Source organism: Bombella favorum (genome assembly GCF_014048475.1).
GTDB lineage: Bacteria > Pseudomonadota > Alphaproteobacteria > Acetobacterales > Acetobacteraceae > Bombella > Bombella favorum.
The window spans coordinates 84,328-105,654 of the sequence record NZ_NWUS01000002.1 but is presented as its reverse complement, the minus strand read 5'-3'; the positions used below and the strand labels follow the sequence as shown (position 1 = coordinate 105,654).

General features: G+C 55.0%; 31 protein-coding genes. All 31 read left to right on the top strand.

Features of this window, described 5'->3' with window-relative positions:
* Positions 1 to 55 precede the first annotated feature (55 nt).
* The gene (gene rpoC, locus CPA57_RS05740) at positions 56 to 4,372 is read left to right on the top strand and encodes a DNA-directed RNA polymerase subunit beta' (protein WP_182081905.1); all 4,317 of its coding nucleotides are present in this window, start codon (positions 56 to 58) and stop codon (positions 4,370 to 4,372) included.
* A 323-nt stretch (positions 4,373 to 4,695) separates the two neighbouring features.
* The gene (gene rpsL, locus CPA57_RS05735; RefSeq protein WP_023979007.1) at positions 4,696 to 5,067 is read left to right on the top strand and encodes a 30S ribosomal protein S12; all 372 of its coding nucleotides are present in this window, start codon (positions 4,696 to 4,698) and stop codon (positions 5,065 to 5,067) included.
* Positions 5,068 to 5,079: 12 nt separating this feature from the next.
* Positions 5,080 to 5,556 carry a 30S ribosomal protein S7 gene (rpsG, locus tag CPA57_RS05730; RefSeq protein ID WP_043557827.1) on the top strand — a complete coding sequence of 159 codons (477 nt, stop codon included), beginning with the start codon at positions 5,080 to 5,082 and terminating at the stop codon, positions 5,554 to 5,556.
* Positions 5,557 to 5,664: 108 nt separating this feature from the next.
* Positions 5,665 to 6,855, top strand: coding sequence for an elongation factor Tu (gene tuf / locus CPA57_RS05725; RefSeq protein ID WP_182081904.1), 1,191 nt, complete (start codon positions 5,665 to 5,667; stop codon positions 6,853 to 6,855).
* 114 nt (positions 6,856 to 6,969) lie between these two features.
* A complete protein-coding gene (gene rpsJ, locus CPA57_RS05720; protein ID WP_018980179.1) occupies positions 6,970 to 7,278 on the top strand; it encodes a 30S ribosomal protein S10 in 309 nt (102 codons plus the stop codon).
* A 10-nt stretch (positions 7,279 to 7,288) separates the two neighbouring features.
* Positions 7,289 to 7,972, top strand: coding sequence for a 50S ribosomal protein L3 (gene rplC / locus CPA57_RS05715; RefSeq protein ID WP_077396230.1), 684 nt, complete (start codon positions 7,289 to 7,291; stop codon positions 7,970 to 7,972).
* A 5-nt stretch (positions 7,973 to 7,977) separates the two neighbouring features.
* A complete protein-coding gene (rplD, locus tag CPA57_RS05710) occupies positions 7,978 to 8,592 on the top strand; it encodes a 50S ribosomal protein L4 (protein WP_077396231.1) in 615 nt (204 codons plus the stop codon).
* A 41-nt stretch (positions 8,593 to 8,633) separates the two neighbouring features.
* A complete protein-coding gene (locus CPA57_RS05705) occupies positions 8,634 to 8,930 on the top strand; it encodes a 50S ribosomal protein L23 (RefSeq protein ID WP_181005181.1) in 297 nt (98 codons plus the stop codon).
* Positions 8,931 to 8,948: 18 nt separating this feature from the next.
* Positions 8,949 to 9,779, top strand: coding sequence for a 50S ribosomal protein L2 (rplB, locus tag CPA57_RS05700; RefSeq protein WP_077396232.1), 831 nt, complete (start codon positions 8,949 to 8,951; stop codon positions 9,777 to 9,779).
* Positions 9,780 to 9,795: 16 nt separating this feature from the next.
* Positions 9,796 to 10,074, top strand: a complete 279-nt coding sequence (rpsS, locus tag CPA57_RS05695) for a 30S ribosomal protein S19 (RefSeq protein WP_043557836.1) — start codon at positions 9,796 to 9,798, stop codon at positions 10,072 to 10,074.
* A 2-nt stretch (positions 10,075 to 10,076) separates the two neighbouring features.
* The gene (gene rplV / locus CPA57_RS05690) at positions 10,077 to 10,502 is read left to right on the top strand and encodes a 50S ribosomal protein L22 (RefSeq protein WP_077396233.1); all 426 of its coding nucleotides are present in this window, start codon (positions 10,077 to 10,079) and stop codon (positions 10,500 to 10,502) included.
* Between the two features lie 3 nt (positions 10,503 to 10,505).
* Positions 10,506 to 11,183 (top strand): 30S ribosomal protein S3, encoded by a 678-nt coding sequence (gene rpsC, locus CPA57_RS05685; protein ID WP_077396234.1) that lies wholly within the window; start codon positions 10,506 to 10,508, stop codon positions 11,181 to 11,183.
* Positions 11,184 to 11,242: 59 nt separating this feature from the next.
* A complete protein-coding gene (gene rplP, locus CPA57_RS05680; RefSeq protein WP_043557840.1) occupies positions 11,243 to 11,659 on the top strand; it encodes a 50S ribosomal protein L16 in 417 nt (138 codons plus the stop codon).
* A 2-nt stretch (positions 11,660 to 11,661) separates the two neighbouring features.
* A complete protein-coding gene (rpmC, locus tag CPA57_RS05675; RefSeq protein ID WP_077396235.1) occupies positions 11,662 to 11,898 on the top strand; it encodes a 50S ribosomal protein L29 in 237 nt (78 codons plus the stop codon).
* A 13-nt stretch (positions 11,899 to 11,911) separates the two neighbouring features.
* Positions 11,912 to 12,187 (top strand): 30S ribosomal protein S17, encoded by a 276-nt coding sequence (gene rpsQ, locus CPA57_RS05670; protein WP_077396236.1) that lies wholly within the window; start codon positions 11,912 to 11,914, stop codon positions 12,185 to 12,187.
* A 12-nt stretch (positions 12,188 to 12,199) separates the two neighbouring features.
* Positions 12,200 to 12,568, top strand: a complete 369-nt coding sequence (rplN, locus tag CPA57_RS05665; protein WP_043557844.1) for a 50S ribosomal protein L14 — start codon at positions 12,200 to 12,202, stop codon at positions 12,566 to 12,568.
* Entirely contained in the window at positions 12,568 to 12,888 is a 321-nt protein-coding gene (gene rplX, locus CPA57_RS05660; RefSeq protein WP_077396237.1) for a 50S ribosomal protein L24, read from the top strand. The genes rplN and rplX overlap by 1 nt, the downstream gene beginning before the upstream one ends.
* Positions 12,889 to 12,898: 10 nt before the next feature.
* Positions 12,899 to 13,465, top strand: coding sequence for a 50S ribosomal protein L5 (gene rplE, locus CPA57_RS05655; RefSeq protein ID WP_077396238.1), 567 nt, complete (start codon positions 12,899 to 12,901; stop codon positions 13,463 to 13,465).
* A gap of 131 nt (positions 13,466 to 13,596) precedes the next feature.
* Positions 13,597 to 13,902, top strand: coding sequence for a 30S ribosomal protein S14 (gene rpsN / locus CPA57_RS05650; protein WP_077396239.1), 306 nt, complete (start codon positions 13,597 to 13,599; stop codon positions 13,900 to 13,902).
* 13 nt (positions 13,903 to 13,915) lie between these two features.
* A complete protein-coding gene (gene rpsH / locus CPA57_RS05645) occupies positions 13,916 to 14,314 on the top strand; it encodes a 30S ribosomal protein S8 (protein ID WP_077396240.1) in 399 nt (132 codons plus the stop codon).
* 9 nt (positions 14,315 to 14,323) lie between these two features.
* Positions 14,324 to 14,860 (top strand): 50S ribosomal protein L6, encoded by a 537-nt coding sequence (gene rplF / locus CPA57_RS05640; RefSeq protein WP_182081903.1) that lies wholly within the window; start codon positions 14,324 to 14,326, stop codon positions 14,858 to 14,860.
* On the top strand, positions 14,860 to 15,222 hold the full coding sequence (gene rplR / locus CPA57_RS05635) for a 50S ribosomal protein L18 (protein WP_077396242.1): 363 nt from the start codon (positions 14,860 to 14,862) through the stop codon (positions 15,220 to 15,222). Before rplF ends, rplR begins: the two co-directional genes overlap by 1 nt.
* A gap of 12 nt (positions 15,223 to 15,234) precedes the next feature.
* A complete protein-coding gene (gene rpsE / locus CPA57_RS05630) occupies positions 15,235 to 15,804 on the top strand; it encodes a 30S ribosomal protein S5 (RefSeq protein WP_043557855.1) in 570 nt (189 codons plus the stop codon).
* A complete protein-coding gene (rpmD, locus tag CPA57_RS05625) occupies positions 15,797 to 15,988 on the top strand; it encodes a 50S ribosomal protein L30 (protein WP_077396243.1) in 192 nt (63 codons plus the stop codon). Before rpsE ends, rpmD begins: the two co-directional genes overlap by 8 nt.
* 1 nt (position 15,989) lies before the next feature.
* On the top strand, positions 15,990 to 16,478 hold the full coding sequence (gene rplO, locus CPA57_RS05620) for a 50S ribosomal protein L15 (protein WP_077396244.1): 489 nt from the start codon (positions 15,990 to 15,992) through the stop codon (positions 16,476 to 16,478).
* 94 nt (positions 16,479 to 16,572) lie between these two features.
* Entirely contained in the window at positions 16,573 to 17,949 is a 1,377-nt protein-coding gene (secY, locus tag CPA57_RS05615) for a preprotein translocase subunit SecY (protein WP_182081902.1), read from the top strand.
* Complete coding sequence (locus CPA57_RS05610; RefSeq protein ID WP_182081901.1) at positions 17,946 to 18,524, top strand: adenylate kinase; 579 nt, start codon at positions 17,946 to 17,948, stop codon at positions 18,522 to 18,524. Before secY ends, CPA57_RS05610 begins: the two co-directional genes overlap by 4 nt.
* A gap of 204 nt (positions 18,525 to 18,728) precedes the next feature.
* Positions 18,729 to 19,106 carry a 30S ribosomal protein S13 gene (gene rpsM / locus CPA57_RS05605; RefSeq protein WP_043558318.1) on the top strand — a complete coding sequence of 126 codons (378 nt, stop codon included), beginning with the start codon at positions 18,729 to 18,731 and terminating at the stop codon, positions 19,104 to 19,106.
* Between the two features lie 50 nt (positions 19,107 to 19,156).
* Entirely contained in the window at positions 19,157 to 19,549 is a 393-nt protein-coding gene (rpsK, locus tag CPA57_RS05600) for a 30S ribosomal protein S11 (RefSeq protein ID WP_043557862.1), read from the top strand.
* 143 nt (positions 19,550 to 19,692) lie between these two features.
* A complete protein-coding gene (locus tag CPA57_RS05595; RefSeq protein WP_182082086.1) occupies positions 19,693 to 20,712 on the top strand; it encodes a DNA-directed RNA polymerase subunit alpha in 1,020 nt (339 codons plus the stop codon).
* A 44-nt stretch (positions 20,713 to 20,756) separates the two neighbouring features.
* The gene (gene rplQ, locus CPA57_RS05590; protein ID WP_077396247.1) at positions 20,757 to 21,173 is read left to right on the top strand and encodes a 50S ribosomal protein L17; all 417 of its coding nucleotides are present in this window, start codon (positions 20,757 to 20,759) and stop codon (positions 21,171 to 21,173) included.
* The last annotated feature ends 154 nt before the right edge of the window (positions 21,174 to 21,327 follow it).

Here is a 21,327-nt window from a genome sequence, read left to right as displayed (position 1 = left end):
TGTTCATGTTTAACGTGCCGGCGGGACGCCGTCCGGCACAGTGGGGTTTCGGCAAATGAACGAACTCATGAAGATTCTCGGTCAGTCTGGTCAGTCAGGCACATTTGACCAGATTCGAATCCTGCTTGCTTCTAGCGAGCAGATTCGGTCATGGTCTTATGGCGAGATCAAAAAACCGGAAACGATCAACTATCGTACCTTCAAGCCGGAGCGTGATGGTCTCTTCTGTGCTCGGATCTTTGGTCCGACCAAGGACTATGAGTGCCTCTGCGGTAAGTACAAGCGGATGAAGTTCCGTGGGATCGTCTGTGAGAAGTGCGGTGTCGAGGTGACGCTGGCCAAGGTCCGCCGCGAGCGGATGGGGCACATCGACCTTGCTTCACCGGTTGCTCATATCTGGTTCCTGAAGTCTCTGCCGAGCCGTATCGCCACGATGCTGGACCTGCCGCTCAAGGATGTTGAGCCGGTTCTGTATTTCGAGAAGTTCTTGGTGCTCGACAAGGGCGTCTGTGAATCTGATCAGGTCGAATCCTACAAGCACGGCAAGCGTCGTGACCAGTATCTGTTGGATGAAATCCGCTGCGAAGAGCTGATGGATGAGTTCGCTGATGATGGTCTGGATGTTGGCATTGGCGCTGAGGTGATCAAGCGTGCGCTGTCCAGCTATGACTGGGGTCTGCCGAACGCACAGGAAGCCGAGCTGAGCCGTGCCGCCCGTGAGCGTGGTGAGCCGGATCCGTTCGACTACGACGCCGAGGTGATGGAAGGCGATTCGGAAAAGACGATCATGCGCAAGAAATTGCGCAAGGCGACATCCGAAGCGGCCCGCAAGAAGCTAGTCAAGCGTCTTAAGATGGTCGAGTCCTTCGTAGAGAGTGGCGCTCGTCCGGAATGGATGATCATGGACATCGTGCCCGTGATCCCGCCGGAACTGCGCCCGCTTGTGCCGCTGGATGGTGGCCGTTTTGCTACGTCCGACCTCAACGACCTGTATCGCCGTGTCATCAACCGTAACAACCGTCTGAAGCGGCTGATCGAACTGCGTGCGCCGGATATTATTGTCCGTAACGAAAAGCGTATGCTGCAGGAAGCTGTTGATGCGCTGTTCGACAATGGTCGTCGTGGTCGTGCAATCACCGGTGCCAATAAACGTCCGCTGAAATCTCTTTCCGATATGCTGAAGGGGAAGCAGGGCCGCTTCCGTCAGAACCTGCTCGGTAAGCGTGTGGACTATTCTGGTCGTTCCGTGATTGTGGTGGGGCCGGAGCTGAAGCTGCATCAGTGTGGTCTTCCCAAGAAGATGGCGCTGGAGCTGTTCAAGCCGTTCATCTATTCCAAGCTGGAGAAGTACGGTCACGCCACGACCATCAAGGCTGCAAAGCGGATGGTCGAGAAAGAGCGTCCGGAAGTTTGGGATATCCTTGAAGAGGTCATCCGTGAGCATCCGGTAATGCTGAACCGTGCGCCGACCCTGCACCGTCTGGGCATTCAGGCGTTTGAGCCTAGCCTCGTGGAAGGTAAGGCTATTCAGCTGCATCCGCTGGTCTGCACCGCCTTTAATGCGGACTTTGACGGTGATCAGATGGCTGTGCATGTGCCGCTTTCGCTGGAAGCCCAGCTGGAAGCCCGCGTGCTGATGATGTCCACTAACAACATCCTCAGCCCGGCCAATGGTAAGCCGATCATTGTGCCGTCTCAGGATATCGTGCTTGGTCTGTATTATCTGAGCCTTGAGGTGCCTGAATATCGCCTCACGCCGGATGAAGCCGAGATCAAGGATGGCAAGGTCATTAAGGCGGCTCCGCCTGCCTATGCGGCAGTTGCGGAAATTGAAGCTGCTCTGCTGTCCAATGCCCTGAAGCTGCATGATAAGATTCGTCTGCGTCTGGATGCTCAGGATGAGGACGGTAAGCCGGTTCGTCAGACAATTCTGACAACACCGGGACGTGCCCTGATCGCCCAGATTCTGCCGAAGCATCCGGCCGTTCCGTTCAGTCTGATTAACCGTCAGCTGACAAAGAAGCTGGTGTCCGATGTGATTGATACTGTGTATCGTCATTGTGGGCAGAAAGAGGCGGTTATTTTCTGTGATCGTCTCATGGCTCTCGGTTTCCGTCATGCTGCTAAGGCTGGTATCTCCTTCGGTAAGGACGACATGATCGTTCCGGCCGAAAAGACCACTTTGGTGAACAAGACCACGGAAGAGGTTAAAGAGTTTGAGCAGCAGTATCAGGAAGGTCTGATTACCGCTGGCGAGCGCTATAACAAGGTGGTGGATGCTTGGTCCCGTTGTACGGATGAAGTGCAGGCGGCCATGCTTAAGGAGATCTCCAAGCAGGTACCGGGTAAGCCGACCAACTCTGTTTGGATGATGAGTCACTCCGGGGCCCGTGGGTCACCGGCTCAGATGAAACAGCTGGCCGGTATGCGTGGCCTGATGGTGAAGCCATCTGGTGAGATTATCGAGCAGCCGATTGTGGCCAACTTTAAAGAAGGCCTGTCGGTTCTTGATTACTTCACATCCAGCCATGGTGCCCGTAAGGGGCTTGCCGATACGGCGCTGAAGACGGCTAACTCCGGTTACCTGACACGCCGTTTGGTGGATGTGGCGCAGGATTGCATTATCACCGAAACAGACTGTGGCAGCGAGCGTGGTCTGGTTGTCCGGGCTGTGACGGATAGTGGTGAGGTCGTAGCCTCCCTTGCAGAGCGTGCTCTGGGGCGTACCCTGTCTCAGGATGCTTTCCATCCGATGACGGGTGAGAAGCTGCTTCCCCGGAATCGCCTTCTGGATGAGGCTGATGTCGAACTGCTCGAAGGGGCCGGAATCGAAGCGGTTGAGATTCGCTCCGTTCTGACCTGTGATAGCAAGGCTGGCATCTGCGCCCATTGCTATGGCCGTGATCTGGCGCGTGGTACGCCGGTTAATATTGGTGAGGCTGTTGGCGTTATCGCTGCTCAGTCCATCGGTGAGCCGGGTACACAGCTGACGATGCGTACCTTCCATATTGGTGGTGCGGCGACCCGTGGTGCTGAACAGTCCATGGTCGAAGCCTTCCGTGATGGTAAGGTGACCATCCGTAACCGTAACGTCGTTCAGAACTCCCAGAATGTTCCTGTGGTTATGTCCCGGAACTGTGAGATTCTGCTTATTGACGAGACCGGTGCGGAGAAAGCCCGTTACCGTGTGCCTTACGGTGCCCGCCTGATGGTGGCCGAAGGGCAGGAGGTCAAGCGTGGTGATAAGATGGCAGAGTGGGATCCGTACACATTGCCGATCATCACCGAGCAGGCCGGTACAGTCGAGTATCAGGATCTGATCGACAGTATTACGCTGGTTGAGCGGGTTGACGAGGTGACTGGTCTGACCTCACGCGTGGTCGTGGACTATAAGCAGGCTGCTAAGGGTGTGGATCTGCGTCCTCGCCTGCAGCTTAAGGATGCTGATGGTAACGTGGTCCGTCTGGCCAATGGTAACGAGGCTCGTTACTTCCTGTCTCCTGATAGTATTCTGTCTGTGGAGAACGGGGCTGTGGTCCATGCGGGTGACGTGCTGGCACGTATTCCGCGTGAGGGTTCCAAGACGCGTGATATTACCGGTGGTCTGCCACGTGTGGCCGAGCTGTTCGAAGCTCGTCGTCCGAAGGATCATGCGATCATTGCCGAAGGTGATGGCCGCATCGAGTTCGGTAAGGACTATAAGTCGAAGCGTTGTGTTATCGTGCATAATGACGAGACGGGTGAAAGGACGGATTATCTCATTCCTAAGGGCAAGCATATTTCCGTGCAGGAAGGTGACTTTGTTCAGAAGGGTGATCCGCTTGTGGATGGTCCTCGTGTGCCGCATGATATTCTCAAGGTCATGGGTATGGAGGCCCTGTCGGACTACCTCGTTAACGAGATTCAGGACGTCTATCGTCTGCAGGGTGTGAAGATTAACGACAAGCACATCGAAGTGATTGTTCGTCAAATGCTGCAGAAGGTGGAAATTCTGGAGCCGGGTGACTCTACTTACCTTATTGGTGAGACTGTCGACCGGATTGAGTTTGAGCGGGACAGCCGGATGCTGCTGGAGCAGGGGCGTGAGCCAGCCAAGGCCATGCCAATCCTTCAGGGCATCACAAAGGCATCCCTGCAGACGCAGTCTTTCATCTCCGCAGCGTCCTTCCAGGAGACCACACGTGTGCTTACCGATGCTGCCACATCTGGTAGAATCGACACACTGGGTGGTCTCAAGGAGAACGTGATCGTGGGTCGTCTCATCCCGGCAGGGACGGGGGGAGCCATGCGGCGTCTGCGTAATCTCGCAGTGGATGAAGCCCCAGCTCGCCTTAACAAGGGGCCGGCTGAGGTAGAAGACGCTGCTGAGTAAGGAATTCTGGTGGTTAAGCCTCTCTGCGAAAGCGGAGAGGCTTGACTCTTGGGGCAAGCCCACTTAGGGTCCGCGCCTTAGACAGTTCCCGCCTATTAAGGTGAAGGAATCGTCCCAGAATAAAAAATAGCATCTGGTACTACTTTTGTTTCTTAGAAAAAAAGGTTAAGTCCAGAGGCAAGTAGCTTTGGAGGAGGGAAGATTCTTTCCTTTCTTCTGTGCAATCGTGCGAAGACAGGCGGTTCAGCCGCGTGTCGGTTAGAACGGAATGTCGTGGCAGGGATACTCCCTGCCAGCATATGGACAAGGATTGGGAAGGGCGCATGCCGACCATCAACCAGTTGATCGCAAAGGGCCGGGAGCCGGCCGCGAAGCGGAACAAGGTTCCTGCTCTGCAGGGATGTCCGCAGAAGCGTGGTGTTTGCACACGTGTTTATACTGTAACGCCGAAAAAACCGAACTCCGCCCTGCGTAAGGTCGCCAAGGTGCGCCTGACCAACGGGTATGAGGTGGTGAGCTATATTCCTGGTGAAGGCCACAACCTTCAGGAACATAGTGTCGTTCTTATCCGCGGTGGTCGCGTGAAGGATCTTCCCGGTGTGCGTTACCACATTCTTCGTGGTGTGCTGGATACGCAGGGTATCGCAAAACGCCGTCAGCGCCGTTCGCTGTATGGCGCCAAGCGGCCGAAATAAGGGGTATTTGGAATGAGTCGCCGTCATCGCGCTGTTAAGCGTGAGATCCTTCCCGATCCAAAATTCGGAGATGCCGTCATTACGCGTTTTATGAATGCGTTGATGTATGATGGTAAGAAATCTACTGCTGAGCGTATCGTTTATGGAGCACTGGAAGTGCTACGTAAGCGTGGCGGGTCCTCTGCTGACCCGGTGGCAATGTTCCACTCAGCGTTGGATAACGTAAAGCCGGCTGTTGAGGTTCGTTCCCGCCGTGTTGGTGGTGCGACCTATCAGGTTCCGGTAGAGGTTCGTGCAGAACGTCGTCAGGCGCTGGCTATTCGCTGGCTGATTGAGGCGTCCCGCAAGCGTGGTGAGAACACCATGCAGGACCGTCTTTCCAATGAGTTGATGGACGCGGTGAATAACCGTGGTGCAGCCGTCAAGAAACGGGAAGACACGCACCGTATGGCTGAAGCCAACAAGGCATTCAGCCATTATCGCTGGTAATTTTACCGGCAGTAGGGCTTCTGGCCATTTTCTGATTTCCAGAATGGCCAGCATGAAGTTTCAGTCATACCTTTGGCCCTTGCCGGGCCAAGGTTTTGGAGAGAGACGATGGCAAAGGCTAAATTTGAGCGTAATAAGCCGCATGTTAACATCGGCACGATTGGTCACGTTGACCATGGTAAGACCACGCTGACGGCTGCAATCACAAAGACACTGGCCGAGACCGGTGGTGCAACCTTCAGTGCCTACGACCAGATCGATAAGGCTCCTGAAGAGCGCGCTCGTGGTATTACGATTTCCACAGCTCACGTTGAGTACGAGACGGAAAACCGTCACTATGCTCACGTGGACTGCCCCGGCCACGCTGACTATGTGAAGAACATGATCACCGGTGCCGCCCAGATGGATGGTGCCATCCTGGTTGTGTCCGCTGCTGACGGCCCGATGCCGCAGACGCGTGAGCACATCCTGCTGGCTCGTCAGGTCGGTGTGCCGGCTCTGGTGGTCTTCCTGAACAAGGTTGACCAGGTTGATGATCCGGAGCTGCTGGAACTGGTGGAGATGGAAGTTCGTGAGCTTCTGTCCTCCTATGACTTCCCGGGCGACGATATCCCCATCGTCAAGGGTTCTGCTCTTGCCGTTCTGGAAGATGGCAACCCGGCGCAGGGTAAGGAAGCTATCCTTGAGCTGATGAAGGCTGTTGATAGCTACATCCCGCAGCCGGAGCGTCCGGTTGACCGTCCGTTCCTGATGCCGATCGAGGACGTGTTCTCCATCTCCGGCCGTGGTACGGTTGTGACCGGCCGTGTTGAGCGTGGTGAAGTCAACGTTGGTGACGAAGTCGAGATCGTTGGTCTGCGTGCCACTGTCAAGACAACAGTTACGGGCGTTGAAATGTTCCGTAAGCTGCTGGATCGTGGTGAGGCTGGTGATAACATCGGTGCTCTGCTGCGTGGTACGAAGCGTGAAGATGTTGAGCGTGGTCAGGTTCTGGCAAAGCCGGGCACCATCACCCCGCACAGCAAGTTCAAGGCTGAGGCCTACATCCTGACGAAGGAAGAGGGTGGCCGTCATACACCGTTCTTCACTAACTATCGTCCGCAGTTCTACTTCCGTACAACGGACGTGACTGGTGTTGTGACTCTGCCGGAAGGCACCGAAATGGTGATGCCGGGTGATAACGCAACCATGGATGTCGAGCTGATCGCTCCGATCGCCATGGACGAAGGTCTCCGCTTCGCTATTCGTGAAGGTGGCCGTACAGTGGGTGCCGGCGTGGTGGCTTCCATCAGCGCCTAAGTCCCTGCTGGCTTTAGAATGTGGGGCCCCGGTCGAATTTTCTTCGGCCGGGGTTCCATTTCTGAAAGAAATGCAGTAGGACGGCATCCGGTTTATTAAGGATGAAGTGAAATCATGGACGACCAGAACATCCGCATTCGCCTTAAAGCGTATGATCATCGCGTGCTGGACAATAGCACGAAAGAGATCGTCAATACGGCGAAGCGTACGGGTGCGCGGGTTCGGGGGCCTATCCCCCTGCCGACGCATATTGCCCGGTTTACTGTGAATCGTTCACCGCATGTGGATAAGAAGAGCCGCGAACAGTTCGAGATGAGAACTCACCGTCGGCTGCTCGACATTGTCGAGCCGACCCCGCAGACCGTGGACGCCCTCATGAAGCTCGATCTCGCCGCTGGCGTAGATGTCGAGATTAAACTCTAAGGTCCAGACGATGCGTACCGGATTGATTGCAAAAAAGCTGGGGATGACCCGGCTCTTTAAAGAAGACGGCACACATGTGCCGGTGACGGTGCTGCACCTTGATAATGTCGAGGTTGTGGATGCCCGTACACAGGAGCGTGATGGCTATACGGCTATCCAGCTCGGTATGGGGGCTGCAAAGGCCAAGCACGTCACGAAAGCGAACCGTGGGCATTTTGCCCGTGTGAAGGTTGAGCCTAAGAAGAAACTGGCCGAGTTCCGTGTGGCAGAAGATGCCGTTTTGGAGCCGGGTACGAAGCTTTCTGCTGCCCATTTTGTGGTTGGTCAGAAGGTGGACGTCACAGGCCGGAGTAAGGGTAAAGGTTTTGCTGGCGTTATGAAGCGCCACAACTTTGCCGGGCTTGAAGCCACACACGGTGTGTCCATCAGTCACCGTTCTCACGGCTCTACAGGTCAGCGCCAGGATCCTGGTAAGGTCTTTAAGGGCAAGAAGATGGCTGGTCACCTTGGTGACAAGCGTGTGACAACACAAAACCTCGAAATTGCTGCTGTGGATGAAGAGCGCAACCTGATTATGGTGCGCGGTGCTATCCCAGGTGCCAAGAACAGTGTTGTTCTGGTTCGCGATGCAATCAAGAAGGCCCGCAATGCGGACGCGCCATATCCGGCAGCGACCGTTGAGGCCGCCGGGTGAGGGATATGGAATACGATATCAAAACCCTCGAAAACGGGAGTGACGGCAAAGTCGCACTGCCGAAAGAGATTTTCGGGATTGTTCCCCGCAAGGACATCATGGCCCGCGTCGTGAACTGGCAGCTTGCCAAACGTCGCGCTGGTACACACGCAACACTGGGTAGGGGTGTCGTTTCGGGCACAACCAAGAAGCCCTACCGTCAGAAGGGAACAGGCTCCGCCCGTCAGGGTTCTCTGAGAGCGCCGCAGTTCCGTACTGGTGGTGTTGTTCATGGTCCCGTCGTGCGTGATCATGGCTTCGATCTGCCTAAGAAGGTGCGTCGTCTTGGCTTGCGTTCTGCTGTTTCTCAGAAGGCTGCCGATGGCAAGCTGATCATTCTGAAGGATCTGGCTGGCGTCGAGAAGACTCGTGAGGCTGCAGCTCGTTTGAAGGCACTTGGTTGCTCTTCTGCTCTGATCGTGGATCAGGTGGCAGATCAGCCCTTTGCTCGTGCGATTGCCAATCTGCCCAAGATTGATCTCCTGCCCACGATCGGGGCAAATGTTTATGATATTCTCAAGCATGACGTGCTGGTGATTACCCAAGCTGCTCTTGAGGGTCTCAAGGAGCGTCTGGCATGACAACGAAAACAGTTCTGAATGCACGTAAGGCGGCTGCTGGTCTGTCTCAGGAAGCTCTGTTTGATGTGCTGCGTGCGCCGCTGATCACTGAAAAGGCAACCATGGCTTCTGAAAAGAACCAGGTTGTGTTCAAGGTGGCACTGGAAGCAACGAAGCCGCAGATCAAGGTCGCTGTTGAGAAACTCTTCAATGTGAAGGTTGCTGGTGTCAGCACCCTGATCCAGAAGGGTAAGACAAAGCGTGTCAAAGGTCGTCCAGGTCGCCGTTCTGACATCAAGAAGGCGTATGTCCAGCTTGCTGAGGGTCAGTCAATTGACCTTACAGCGAAGCTTGGTTGAGGCGCGGGGTAAGATACCATGGCATTGAAGCACTTTAATCCCACGACACCAAGCACTCGTGGAACCGTGCTGATTGATCGGAGCGAGCTCTGGAAGGGCAAGCCCGTCAAGCAGCTTACGGAAGGTAAGAACAAAACTGGTGGTCGTAATAACTACGGGCGTACAACTGTGCGCTTCCGTGGTGGCGGGCACAAGCAGTCTTACCGTTATGTTGATTTTAAACGCCGCAAGTTCGATGTTGTCGGTACGGTTGAACGTCTGGAATATGACCCCAATCGTACAGCCTTCATTGCACTGGTGCGTTATGAAGATGGTGAGCTGGCCTATATTCTGGCTCCGCAGCGTGTGAAGGCTGGTGACCGCGTAGTTGCTTCCCATCATGCTGACGTCCGTCCGGGTAATGCGATGCCGCTGGCCTCTATGCCGGTTGGTACGATCATTCATAACATCGAGCTGAAGCCCGGTGCTGGTGGCAAGCTTGCTCGTTCTGCTGGTAATTATGCCCAGCTCGTGGGTAAGGATGCTGGCTACGCACAGATTAAGCTGCAGTCCGGTGAGCTGCGCATCGTGCGCGCTGAATGCATGGCAACTGTTGGTGCGGTTTCTAACCCAGACAACATGAACCAGCATTTCGGTAAAGCTGGTCGCCGCCGTTGGATGGGCCGTCGTCCGCATAACCGTGGTGTGGTCATGAACCCTGTTGACCATCCACATGGTGGTGGTGAGGGACGTACCTCTGGTGGTCGTCACCCTGTCACCCCGTGGGGTGTGCCAACCAAGGGCTACAAGACCCGTACCAACAAGAAGACGGACAGCCTGATTATCCGTCGTCGTAAAACCGGCAAGTAAGAGAGGGGCATAGAAGATGGCACGTTCCGTCTGGAAAGGCCCGTTCGTCGACGGGTATCTGTTTGGTAAGGCTGAGAAGGCTCGTGCATCGGGCCGGAATGAGGTGATCAAGATTTGGTCTCGTCGTTCCACCATCCTGCCGCAGTTCGTCGGGCTGACGTTCGGCGTCTATAATGGTCAGAAGTTCCTGCCTGTGCAGGTAACGGAGCATATGGTTGGTCATAAGTTCGGTGAGTTCTCACCCACCCGTACTTATACCGGTCATGGTTCCGATAAGAAGTCGAAGCGAGGCTGAGTATGAGTAAGCCTAAGCATATCCGTACCCTGGCTGATACCGAAGCGCAGGCTGTTGCCCGTAATATTCGTGTTAGCCCGCGTAAGCTGAATCTGGTTGCTGCTACGATCCGCAACCAGCCGGCTGATAAGGCCATTGCTGCACTGACGTTCTCACGTCGCCGCATTGCCCAGCAGGTCAAGAAGGCTCTTGAGAGTGCCGTGGCCAATGCAGAGAATAATCATCAGCTTGATGTTGACAAGCTGGTGGTGAAAACTGCTGAGGTCGGCAAGTCCATCGTGATGAAACGCTTCCATGCACGTGGCCGTGGCCGTTCTGCTCGTGTTGAGAAGTTTTTCAGCCACCTGAAGATTGTTGTTGCTGAGCGTGCCGAGGCTGAAGAAGCCCCCAAGGCCGGCAAGAACTCCAAAGAGCAGAAGGCAGCCTGATCTATGGGACATAAGGTTAATCCGATCGGGCTGCGGCTCGGTGTCAATCGTACGTGGGACAGTCGCTGGTATGCAGGCGGGGATTATGCCCGTCTGCTCCATGAAGACCTTAAGCTGCGTGCGTTCCTGCGTAAGAAGCTTTCTGGTGCTGGTGTTTCCCGTGTGGTTATCGAGCGCCCCGCCAAGAAGCCTCGCGTGACGATCTATGCGGCACGTCCTGGTGTCATTATTGGTAAGAAGGGGCAGGACATTGACGCTCTGCGCAAGACCCTTAGTGCCATGGCTAAAGCTGATGTCGCTCTGAATATCGTCGAGATCCGTAAGCCGGAAATCGATGCGACTCTGGTGGCTGACAACATCGCCCAGCAGCTGGAGCGTCGTGTTGCTTTCCGTCGGGCTATGAAGCGCTCCATTCAGTCTGCTATGCGTCTGGGTGCCCAGGGTATCCGCGTGACCTGCAGCGGTCGTCTTGGTGGCGCTGAGATTGCTCGTGACGAGCAGTATCGCGAAGGTCGTGTACCGCTGCATACACTGCGTGCCGACATTGATTATGGGACTTCTACAGCGCACACCACTTACGGTTCCTGTGGCGTGAAGGTCTGGATCTTCAAAGGTGAGATCCTGGCTCACGATCCGATGGCTCAGGACCGTCGTGCTGCGGAGCAGGCTCCTCAGCGTTAAAAGGCGGGGGTTTATCCCCCGTTCTTTATCCGAGGTGCTTGATGTGAGGATAGAAAATCATGCTTTCTCCAAAGCGGACAAAGTTTCGTAAGGCCCACAAGGGCCGTATTCATGGGATGGCCAAGGGCGGTACGCAGCTGAATTTTGGTGCGTATGGTCTGAAGGCTCTGGAGCCGGAGCGTATTACGGCTCGCCAGATTGAGGCCTCCCGTCGTGCCATTACACGTGCGATGAAGCGTGCTGGTCGCGTCTGGATTCGGATTTTTCCGGACACTCCGGTCTCGACAAAGCCTGCAGAAGTGCGTATGGGTTCCGGTAAAGGTAACCCCGAGTATTGGGCAGCCCGCGTGAAGCCGGGCCGCATCCTCTTCGAAATCGAAGGGGTGCCACCGGAGGTTGCTCGCTTGGCCCTTAGCTTGGCTGCTGCAAAGCTGCCGATTAAGACCAAGTTCATTCAGCGTATCGGGGAGGCTTGAGAATGGCTGAGACGACCTATAAGGTTGCTGAGCTGCGCGCAAAGAGTGAGGATGAGCTCAAGGCTCTCCTGATTGATCTGAAGCGTGAGCAGATTAACCAGCGTTTCTCTGCGGCTACAGGCCAGTCCGAGAACACCAGCCGTGTTAAGATCGTGCGTCGTGCTGTCGCTCGTATCAAGACACTGCTGACCCAGTCGAAGAACCGTGCGGGCGCAAAAACGTCCGCCGCTAAGTCCTGAGAGGAGACGGACGATGCCAAGGCGCGTCCTGACAGGGCGAGTGACAAGCGATAAGATGGACAAGACGGTTACCGTTCTTGTTGATCGTCGTGTGATGCACCCGCTCTACAAGAAGTTTATCCGCCGTTCCAAAAAGTATGCAGCGCATGATGATGCCAATGCATGCAAGATTGGTGATGTGGTTCGCATCGTTGAGTGCGCACCCCTTTCCAAGCGTAAGACGTGGACGGTCATTTCCCGCAATGGAGTCGATGTTGCTGAGGCAGCCTCGTCTTCTGTCGGCGCATAAGGGGGTAGACAGATGATTCATCCCGAGACCAACCTTGACGTAGCTGACAACTCCGGCGCACGTCGGGTGCAGTGCATTAAGGTGCTGGGTGGCTCCAAGAGGAAGACTGCCTCGGTCGGCGACATCATTGTCGTATCCGTCAAGGAAGCAATTCCCCGTGGTAAGGTGAAGAAGGGTGATGTCCATCAGGCCGTCATTGTTCGTACATCTTATCCGGTGCGCCGTGCTGATGGCTCTGCCATCCGCTTTGATCGGAACGCTGCTGTCCTGCTGAATAAGCAGCAGGAGCCGATTGGTACGCGTATCTTTGGCCCGGTTGTTCGTGAGCTGCGTGCCCGCAAGTTCATGAAGATCATCTCCCTGGCTCCGGAGGTGCTGTAATGGCTGCACGTATCAAAAAAGGTGATCAGGTTCTGGTCCTGACAGGACGTTCCCGCGGTGTGCGTGGGGAAGTTCTTTCTGTCCTGCCGAAGGTGGAAAAGGCTGTTGTACGTGGCGTGGCTGTTGCCAAGCGCCATACAAAGCCAAACCGCATGGGCGAGGGTGGCGGCATCATCGAGCGTGAGATGCCGATTCATCTGTCCAATCTGAAGCTGATCGACCCGAAGAGTGGTAAACCGACTCGTGTTGGTTTCCGTGTTCTGGAAGATGGTCGCAAGGTTCGTGTCGCCAAGGTGACCGGCGAAGTGATCGAAGGCTGAGGAGCGAACGATGAGCGATAATAAGAATGCCGTTCTGCCCCGTCTGCAGCAGGAATATCAGGACAAGCTCCGCGCTAAGCTGCGTGAGCAGTTCGGGTATAAGAGCGACATGCAGATTCCCAAGCTCGAGAAGATTGTCTTGAATATGGGTGTCGGTGAAGCTGCTGCTGATCAGAAAAAGCTGGATGCTGCTGTTGAAGAGATGGCTCTGATTTCTGGTCAGAAGCCTGTCAAGACTGTGGCACGTAAGGCTGTTGCGGGTTTCCGTATTCGTGAAGGACTGCCGATCGGTTGTAAGGTAACGCTGCGTAAGGCTCGTATGTACGAGTTTTTGGATCGTCTGGTGACGATCGCTATGCCGCGTATCCGTGACTTCCGTGGTCTTCCGGCGAACAAGGGCTTTGATGGTCGTGGCAATTTTGCCATGGGCCTGAAAGAGCAGATTGTGTTCCCGGAAATTGATTATGACAGAGTTGATGCCATCCGTGGTATGGACATCATCTTTGTGACAACGGCAAAGACTGATGAAGAAGCTAAGGCTCTTCTGAAGGCATTTGATCTGCCGTTCGTGTCCTGAGCGACAATTTTTCGTATCAATCACGGAAAAGTGGACTTTCCCCCTTCACATGAGGGGGGAGTTTCCGTTACAAGTCCGGTGATTGGAAAACCGTCGGGATAGGCCTGACAGGTTCCGGGAGAAGATTCGAGATGGCGAAAGTCTCTGCGGTGAACCGTAATAATCGTCGTGCTGCTATGGCGCAGCGTGACCATGAAAAGCGGACCGCTCTCAAAAATACTATCAAGAACCGCTCTCTCTCCATGGAGGAGCGCTTCGAAGCGACACTGAAACTGGCCAAGCTGCCGCGCAATGGGTCCCAGACTCGCGTGCGTCTGCGTTGCAAACTGACTGGTCGTCCCCGTGGGAACTACCGTAAGTTTGAACTGTGCCGTATTGCTTTGCGTGACCTTGCTTCTACGGGGCAGATCCCCGGCATGGTCAAGTCCAGCTGGTAAAAGGGTAGTCTGAATGTCTATGTCTGATCCTTTGGGTGATATGCTCACCCGGGTCCGTAACGCTCAGCGTGCCCGCCATGCTGCCTGCGTTGCTCCGGCGTCCAAATTGCGTGCAAGTGTTCTGGAAGCACTGAAGCGCGAAGGATATATCCGCGGTTATACGACCGAGGAAGTCCGTAAGGGCATTTCCCAGTTCCGCATCGAGCTGAAGTACGCTGATGGCCAGCCTGTGATCCGCGAGATTCATCGTGTATCCCGTCCAGGTCGCCGTGTGTACTCCAAAATTAAAGAGCTGCCCCGTGTTTATGCTGGTCTGGGTGTTTCCATCCTTTCCACGCCGCGTGGTGTTCTTTCAGACGTTGAGGCTCGGGCTGCCAATGTTGGTGGCGAGATCCTCTGCCGCGTCTTCTAAGGAGGGAATATGTCTCGCGTAGGTAAGTATCCTATTGACCTCCCCGCAGGCGTGGAAGCAGCTGTTAAAGACGGTATGTTCTGCGTTAAGGGTAAGCGCGGTGAACTGAGTGTGCCGGTGTCTTCTCATGTTGATGTGAAGATTGCCGATGGCAAAGTTACCGTGTCTCCACTGGGTGGTCGTACCAATAAGAGCTGGACGATGTGGGGGACATCCCGTGCGGTGTTCGCCAACATGATCAAGGGTGTTTCTGAAGGTTTCCAGAAAGGGCTTGAGATTCAGGGTACGGGTTTCCGTGCTGCTGTTCAGGGTTCCAATCTGGTCATGAACCTTGGTTTCTCTCATGATGTGGTCTACCCGATCCCGTCTGATGTGAAAATCACGACCCCCCGTCCGACAGCCATTCTGGTTGACGGTAACGACAAGCAGCGCGTTGGTCAGGTGGCTCTGGATATCCGCAGCTTCCGTAAGCCCGAGCCTTATAAGGGCAAGGGTGTCCGTTATGAGACCGAAGTTCTGCGTCAGAAAGAAGGTAAGAAGAAGTAATGGCATCGCTGCAAGGATTGCAGGAACGCCGCCGCAAGCGGCTGCGTTTCCAGCTTCGTCGCAAGAGCGGCGGCCGGCCGCGGTTGTCGGTCTTCCGTTCCAGCAAGAATATCCATGTCCAGGTCATCGACGATGCCCGTGGCATTACGCTGGCCAGCGCCTCTACGCTTGAGAAGACTGTTCGTGAAGCCGGCAAAACGGGTGCGGACATCGCAGCAGCTACCGTTATTGGTAAGCTGGTGGCTGAGCGCGCTGTCAAGGCTGGGGTCAAGGAAGTCGTGTTCGACCGTGGCTCCTATCTCTATCATGGCCGGGTGAAAGCCCTGGCAGAGGCTGCCCGTGAGGGCGGGCTGTCTTTCTAAGGAGGATCACACATGGCACGTGAGCCAAGAGAAGGCGGCCGTGGTGGTCGTGAGCGCGAGCAGGGTGATGAGCTGGTTGATAAGCTGGTAACCATCAACCGTGTCGCCAAGGTTGTTAAGGGTGGTCGGCGTTTTGCCTTCGCTGCTCTGGTCGTCGTGGGCGATCAGAAGGGCCGCGTTGGTTACGGTGCTGGTAAGGCCCGTGAGGTGCCGGAAGCCATTCGTAAGGCAACCGAGCGTGCTCGCCGCAATATGATCCGTGTACCGATGAAGGAGGGTCGCACCCTGCATCATGATGCAGTGGGCCACTTCGGTGCTGGTGAGGTTGTTGTGCGTGCAGCTGAGGCTGGTACGGGGATCATCGCTGGTGGTCCGATCCGCGCTGTCTTCGAGAGCCTGGGCATCAGTGACGTTGTCGCTAAGAGCCTTGGAACCCGGAACCCGCATAACATGATCAAAGCTGCTTTTAACGCCCTTGAGCGTGCAAGCAGCCCGCGTCAGGTTGCGGCTCGCCGTGGCAAGAAGACATTCGAGCTGTTCGGACGTCGTGAGCAGTCAGAGACGGAGGCTGCCAATGTCTGAGACAAAAGGCAAGACAATCCGGGTGACGCAGATCGCTTCTGTGATCGGTTCCAAACCGGGTCAGGCGGAAACGGTGAAGGGGCTGGGTCTTCGTGGCATCGGCTCCAGCCGTGAGCTGGAAGATACCTCTTCTGTCCGTGGCATGATCCGCAAGGTGTCCCACCTGGTGAAGGTGGAGGGTTGATATGAACCTGAATGAATTGCGTGATAACGCTGGGGCTCGCTATCGCAAGAAGCGTCTCGGTCGTGGTATCGGTTCCGGAAAGGGTAAGACCTCCGGCAAGGGTCACAAGGGTCAGAAGGCACGCTCCGGTGTGTCCATCAATGGCTTTGAGGGTGGTCAGCTGCCGATTTATCGCCGTATGCCGAAGCGTGGCTTCGTCAACATTTTCCGTAAGGAATATGCTGCGGTCAATATCGGTGCAGTGAGCAAGGCTCTGGAAGCTGGTAAGCTTTCTGCGTCTGCTCCTGTGACGGAAGAAGCACTTTACCAGGCAGGTCTGGTTGGTAGCCGTAAGGTTGCTGGTGTGCGTCTTCTGGCAAAGGGTGAACTGTCTCAGGGTGTGAACTTTGAGGTCTCTGGTGCTTCTGCTGCTGCCGTGGCTGCAGTGGAAAAAGCCGGTGGCTCTGTGAAGGTTCTTGCTGTGAAAAAGGATGCTCAGGCTGAAGCTTGAGCCTGTCCTGCCCGGCTTGCTGGGACGATGGTGAACTAGTGAACAGCGTCCCGTACTATGTGCGGCGACGCTGTTTTCATGAAAGGACGGGGAGATGGCTTCTGCCGCAGAACAGCTGGCCGGTAACCTGAATATGGGTGCCTTTGCGAAGGCGACGGAGCTGAAAAAACGGATCTGGTTTACGCTAGGTGCGTTGATTGTTTATCGACTGGGAACGTTCATCCCGGTTCCGGGTATTGATGCCTCCGTGCTGGGACAGCTGGTCGGGGAACATCAGGGCGGTATCCTGGGCATGTTTGACATGTTCACGGGCGGTGCTTTGGGGCGCATGACGATTTTTGCCCTTAACATCATGCCCTATATCAGTGCCTCCATTATCATCCAGCTTCTTTCTACGGCGCTACCTTCTATGGAAGCGTTGAAGAAAGAAGGGGAGAGTGGGCGGAAAAAGCTGAACCAGTATACCCGTTATCTGACGGTTCTGATTGCTATTGTGCAGGCCTATGGTTTTGCTATGGGGCTGAGCAGCCTGCATACCAATGCAGGGTTGAGTGCGGTCATCTCACCGGGGCCGAGTTTCCTCGTCTCTTACGTTGTGATGCTGGTGACAGGCACATTGTTTCTGATGTGGCTAGGCGAGCAGATTACTTCTCGTGGGATTGGTAACGGGATTTCCCTGATCATTTTCTCGGGTATTGTAGCTAATCTGCCTCATGCTTTGGGCAGCCTGCTGGAGTTGGGGCGTACTGGTGCGTTGTCCCCGATTTTTGTAGTGGTCTTTCTGCTGCTGGCGCTTCTGGTTATTGCCTTCATTGTGTTTATGGAGCAGGCACAACGGCGTGTCGTAATCCAGTATCCCAAGCGGCAGGTTGGTAACCGCATCTACGGCGGTGATTCCACACATATGCCGTTGAAGGTTAATACTGCGGGCGTCATTCCGCCAATCTTTGCGTCATCAGTGTTGCTGGTGCCAGCGACGCTTTCTGGATTCATGCATAATAATGGTGGATTCTTGGGGCATATTGGGCAGTGGCTCTCTCAAGGGCAGCCGCTTTATATGGCGTTTTATGCCCTTATGATTGTCTTTTTCTCCTATTTTTATGCAGCTGTGACCTTCAACCCTGAAGAAACGGCTGAGAATCTGAGGAAGCAGGGTGGTTTTGTGCCGGGTATTCGCCCGGGTGCCAATACGGCGCGTTATTTTGACCGGATTCTTTCAAGGCTGACGACCATTGGTGCCGCTTACATGGTTTTGGTCTGTCTGCTGCCGCAGTTCCTGATCAATAAATATAACGTGCCGTTCTATTTTGGCGGAACCAGCCTGATCATTATCGTGTCAGTAACGATTGATACGGTGACGCAGGTACAGTCCCATCTGGTGGCGCATCAGTATCAGGGGCTAATCCGCAAGCAGCGTGGTCGTAAAGGTGCACGTGGCCGGGCCGGTAAGGAAAGAAGGAACGTACGGTGAATATTATTCTTCTTGGTCCGCCTGGTGCGGGTAAGGGAACACAGGCCAAACGGCTTGAAGCCAACCGTGGCATGAAGCAGATCTCTACAGGGGATATGCTGCGTGCCGAGGTGAAGGCAGAAACGCCGATTGGCCTTGAGGTCAAAGAGCTGATGGCAAAGGGACATTTTGTCCCCGACCCGATCATTGTTCAGATGATCGAGAACCGTATTGCCCAGCCTGATTGTGGGGAGGGGGTTATCCTTGATGGCTTCCCCCGGACTGAAAGCCAGGCTGAAGTCTTGGATTCCATGCTGAAGGAGCAGGGATTGAAGATTGATGCGGTCATTCTTCTTGATGTCGACGAGGAAGCGTTGGTGAAGCGTCTTTCGGAGCGTCAGCATGAGGATGGTTCCCGGCGTGCTGATGATCATCCAGAGGTCATCCATGCTCGTCTGGAGGTGTATCGGAAGCAGACAGCTCCCATTCTGCCTTATTATGAGCAGAATGGTCGCTTGAAGCGTATTGATGGTATGCAGGATGTTGAGACAGTCGGGAAGGCAATTGATGCCTTTCTTGATCAGATCGCTTCCTGAATGAATGAGCTGATCACGGAAAAGTGATCTTTATGGTTTGACTTGTCTGGCAGGGCAGTATATTCGCCCAGCATGAGATGAACGTGCAGTCCTAGCAATAGGGGCGGAATCGTTCTGGGGACCGACGCCGGTGAGCGGCCATGGTCCGGTCAGACAAAGATTTTTGTAAACACGGCCGTGAGCCGTGTGGATGGGAGAATTGGCGTGGCACGTATTGCCGGCGTAAACATTCCGACCAACAAACGGGTGGTCATCGGTCTGCGCTATGTTTATGGCATTGGTCCGTCGAGCGCACAGGCTATCTGTGAGAAGCTCGGCATTGACAATGCCAAGCGCGTGAATGAGCTGTCTGACGATGAGGTGACGAAGATCCGTGACCTGATCGACAGCGATTATCGTGTGGAAGGTGATCTCCGTCGTGAGACGGCGATGAACATCAAGCGTCTGATGGACCTTGGCTGCTATCGTGGCCTGCGTCATCGTCGTGGTCTGCCGGTTCGTGGTCAGCGTACGCATACCAACGCCCGCACCCGTAAGGGTAAGGCTGTTGCCATTGCAGGTAAGAAGAAAGCAACACGCTAATAGGCGCTGCTTCTTTCACGCTATCGCAGATTTAGTAGGACAAGCATATTATGGCCAAAGCTGCCGCACCGCGTATCCGTAAGAAGGAACGTAAAAACATCATCTCTGGTGTTGCTCACGTTCTTTCCACCTTCAATAACACGATGATTACGATTGCTGATGCCCAGGGCAATGCCATCGCATGGTCTTCTTCTGGCGCACAGGGCTTCAAGGGCTCACGTAAGTCCACTCCCTATGCCGCACAGGTGGCTGCCGAGGATGCGGGTCGTAAGGCTCGTGAGCACGGCATGGAGACACTGGAGATCGAAGTTTCCGGTCCTGGTTCTGGGCGTGAGAGCGCACTGCGTGCCCTTCAGGCTGTCGGGTTCACGATCACATCTATCCGCGACATGACACCGGTACCGCATAACGGTTGCCGTCCGCGCAAGCGTCGCCGCGTCTAATACTGGACGCAAAAATCTGGTAGGTCTGGCTGTCACGAATGGATGGTGCAGCCAGATTAACCTTGGTGAGTTCGTACCGCACGATAGTGCGGGCCTGGCACCGCCATCCTATGGCGGGCTTCGTTGTTTGAAAGGCCATGATCTTGGTTCTCCAGAAAAATTGGCAGTCTCTCATCAAACCGGAGAAGCTTGAAGTCGAGCCCGGCCCGGTTCCCTCTCGCATGGCAACCATTGTTGCAGAACCGTTGGAACGCGGTTTTGGTCTTACAATGGGCAATGCTCTGCGCCGTATTCTTCTTTCCTCCCTTCAGGGTGCTGCCGTTACGGCCATCCAGATTGACGGAGTCCTGCATGAGTTCTCGTCTGTGGCGGGAGTGCGTGAGGATGTGACCGACATCGTGCTTAACGTTAAGCAGCTTGCTTTGCGTATGCATGGTGAAGGGCCGAAGCGTATGGTTCTCACGGCTACAGGGCCGGGAGAAGTGAAGGCCGGGCAGATTCAGACGGGCCATGATATCGAGATCATGAATCCGGATCTGGTGATCTGTACGCTTGACGATGATGTCAAGCTTGGCATGGAATTCACGGTGAATATGGGCAAGGGGTATGTCCCTGCCTCTGCTAACCGTCCGGATGATGCGCCAATCGGTTTGATCCCCATTGATGCGATTTATTCACCTGTGCAGCGTGTCTCCTATAAGGTGGAGCCGACCCGTGTGGGGCAGGTCACCGACTATGACAAGCTGCTGCTGAGTGTCGAGACAAACGGAGTCGTGACTCCGGAAGACGCACTGGCACTGGCTGCTCGCATCATGCAGGATCAGCTTCAGCTCTTCATCAACTTTGATGAGCCGCGTCCGGTTCAGAATGAAGAGCCGCAGGATGATCTGCCGTTCAGCCGTCACCTTCTGCGTAAGGTGGATGAGCTTGAGCTTTCCGTGCGTAGTGCAAACTGCCTGAAGAACGACAATATCGTGTATATTGGCGATCTCGTGCAGAAGAGCGAGCAGGAAATGCTGCGGACTCCGAATTTTGGTCGTAAGTCGCTGAATGAGATCAAGGAAGTGCTCACAGGCATGGGGCTTTCGCTGGGGATGAATGTCCCGGCTTGGCCGCCGGAGAGCATTGAGGATCTGGCCCGGCGTCTCGACGAGACATTCTAAGAACCCCGGCTGGGAAGTTCGGGTAGAAGGATTAGGGAAACAACATGCGTCATAATCTGAGCGGACGTAAACTTGGCGTCACCTCCACTCATCGCGCTGCGATGTTCCGCAACATGGCTGTTGCGCTCATCAAGCATGAGCAGATCTCCACGACTCTGCCGAAAGCTAAAGAGCTGCGCCCGGTTGTCGAGAAGCTGATCACTCTGGCAAAGCGTGGCACGCTGCACGCACGTCGTCAGGCTTTTGCACAGCTGCGTGACGATGCCATCGTCAGCAAGCTCTTCTCCGAGCTGAGCCAGCGTTATGCTAGCCGTGCAGGCGGCTACAGCCGTGTGCTGAAGGCTGGCGTGCGTTATGGCGATAACGCTGACATGGCTGTGATCGAGCTGCTCGACCGCAATGTCGAAGCCAAAGGCAAAGATAGTGGTGCTGTTCAGAAAGAAGAACAGGAAGCTGCTTGAGCTTTTTCTCCAATGGGAGAATAAAGGAAAGGTCGGTGCCATTAGGCATCGGCCTTTTTTCACGGGGTAAGAGTACCCGATAGAAAAGCAGGTAATGCCATGAGTTCTAATCTGAAAGACGTAAGCCGCCCGATTCTGGGACTGGTACAGGACG

What these genes read in the sequence shown, in the direction of transcription:
- rplD (WP_077396231.1), top strand. Translation starts at nt 7,978, where the DNA reads ATGGAATACGATATCAAAACCCTCGAAAACGGGAGTGACGGCAAAGTC.
- rplP (WP_043557840.1), top strand. Translation starts at nt 11,243, where the DNA reads ATGCTTTCTCCAAAGCGGACAAAGTTTCGTAAGGCCCACAAGGGCCGT.
- rpsG (WP_043557827.1), top strand. Translation starts at nt 5,080, where the DNA reads ATGAGTCGCCGTCATCGCGCTGTTAAGCGTGAGATCCTTCCCGATCCA.
- rpsE (WP_043557855.1), top strand. Translation starts at nt 15,235, where the DNA reads ATGGCACGTGAGCCAAGAGAAGGCGGCCGTGGTGGTCGTGAGCGCGAG.
- rplQ (WP_077396247.1), top strand. Translation starts at nt 20,757, where the DNA reads ATGCGTCATAATCTGAGCGGACGTAAACTTGGCGTCACCTCCACTCAT.
- rpsK (WP_043557862.1), top strand. Translation starts at nt 19,157, where the DNA reads ATGGCCAAAGCTGCCGCACCGCGTATCCGTAAGAAGGAACGTAAAAAC.
- rpoC (WP_182081905.1), top strand. Translation starts at nt 56, where the DNA reads ATGAACGAACTCATGAAGATTCTCGGTCAGTCTGGTCAGTCAGGCACA.
- rpsJ (WP_018980179.1), top strand. Translation starts at nt 6,970, where the DNA reads ATGGACGACCAGAACATCCGCATTCGCCTTAAAGCGTATGATCATCGC.
- rplX (WP_077396237.1), top strand. Translation starts at nt 12,568, where the DNA reads ATGGCTGCACGTATCAAAAAAGGTGATCAGGTTCTGGTCCTGACAGGA.
- rplB (WP_077396232.1), top strand. Translation starts at nt 8,949, where the DNA reads ATGGCATTGAAGCACTTTAATCCCACGACACCAAGCACTCGTGGAACC.
- rplV (WP_077396233.1), top strand. Translation starts at nt 10,077, where the DNA reads ATGAGTAAGCCTAAGCATATCCGTACCCTGGCTGATACCGAAGCGCAG.
- rplE (WP_077396238.1), top strand. Translation starts at nt 12,899, where the DNA reads ATGAGCGATAATAAGAATGCCGTTCTGCCCCGTCTGCAGCAGGAATAT.
- secY (WP_182081902.1), top strand. Translation starts at nt 16,573, where the DNA reads ATGGCTTCTGCCGCAGAACAGCTGGCCGGTAACCTGAATATGGGTGCC.
- rplO (WP_077396244.1), top strand. Translation starts at nt 15,990, where the DNA reads ATGAACCTGAATGAATTGCGTGATAACGCTGGGGCTCGCTATCGCAAG.
- rpsN (WP_077396239.1), top strand. Translation starts at nt 13,597, where the DNA reads ATGGCGAAAGTCTCTGCGGTGAACCGTAATAATCGTCGTGCTGCTATG.
- rpsC (WP_077396234.1), top strand. Translation starts at nt 10,506, where the DNA reads ATGGGACATAAGGTTAATCCGATCGGGCTGCGGCTCGGTGTCAATCGT.
- rplN (WP_043557844.1), top strand. Translation starts at nt 12,200, where the DNA reads ATGATTCATCCCGAGACCAACCTTGACGTAGCTGACAACTCCGGCGCA.
- rpmD (WP_077396243.1), top strand. Translation starts at nt 15,797, where the DNA reads ATGTCTGAGACAAAAGGCAAGACAATCCGGGTGACGCAGATCGCTTCT.
- rpsH (WP_077396240.1), top strand. Translation starts at nt 13,916, where the DNA reads ATGTCTATGTCTGATCCTTTGGGTGATATGCTCACCCGGGTCCGTAAC.
- rplR (WP_077396242.1), top strand. Translation starts at nt 14,860, where the DNA reads ATGGCATCGCTGCAAGGATTGCAGGAACGCCGCCGCAAGCGGCTGCGT.
- rplF (WP_182081903.1), top strand. Translation starts at nt 14,324, where the DNA reads ATGTCTCGCGTAGGTAAGTATCCTATTGACCTCCCCGCAGGCGTGGAA.
- rpmC (WP_077396235.1), top strand. Translation starts at nt 11,662, where the DNA reads ATGGCTGAGACGACCTATAAGGTTGCTGAGCTGCGCGCAAAGAGTGAG.
- rplC (WP_077396230.1), top strand. Translation starts at nt 7,289, where the DNA reads ATGCGTACCGGATTGATTGCAAAAAAGCTGGGGATGACCCGGCTCTTT.
- rpsQ (WP_077396236.1), top strand. Translation starts at nt 11,912, where the DNA reads ATGCCAAGGCGCGTCCTGACAGGGCGAGTGACAAGCGATAAGATGGAC.
- rpsS (WP_043557836.1), top strand. Translation starts at nt 9,796, where the DNA reads ATGGCACGTTCCGTCTGGAAAGGCCCGTTCGTCGACGGGTATCTGTTT.
- tuf (WP_182081904.1), top strand. Translation starts at nt 5,665, where the DNA reads ATGGCAAAGGCTAAATTTGAGCGTAATAAGCCGCATGTTAACATCGGC.
- rpsL (WP_023979007.1), top strand. Translation starts at nt 4,696, where the DNA reads ATGCCGACCATCAACCAGTTGATCGCAAAGGGCCGGGAGCCGGCCGCG.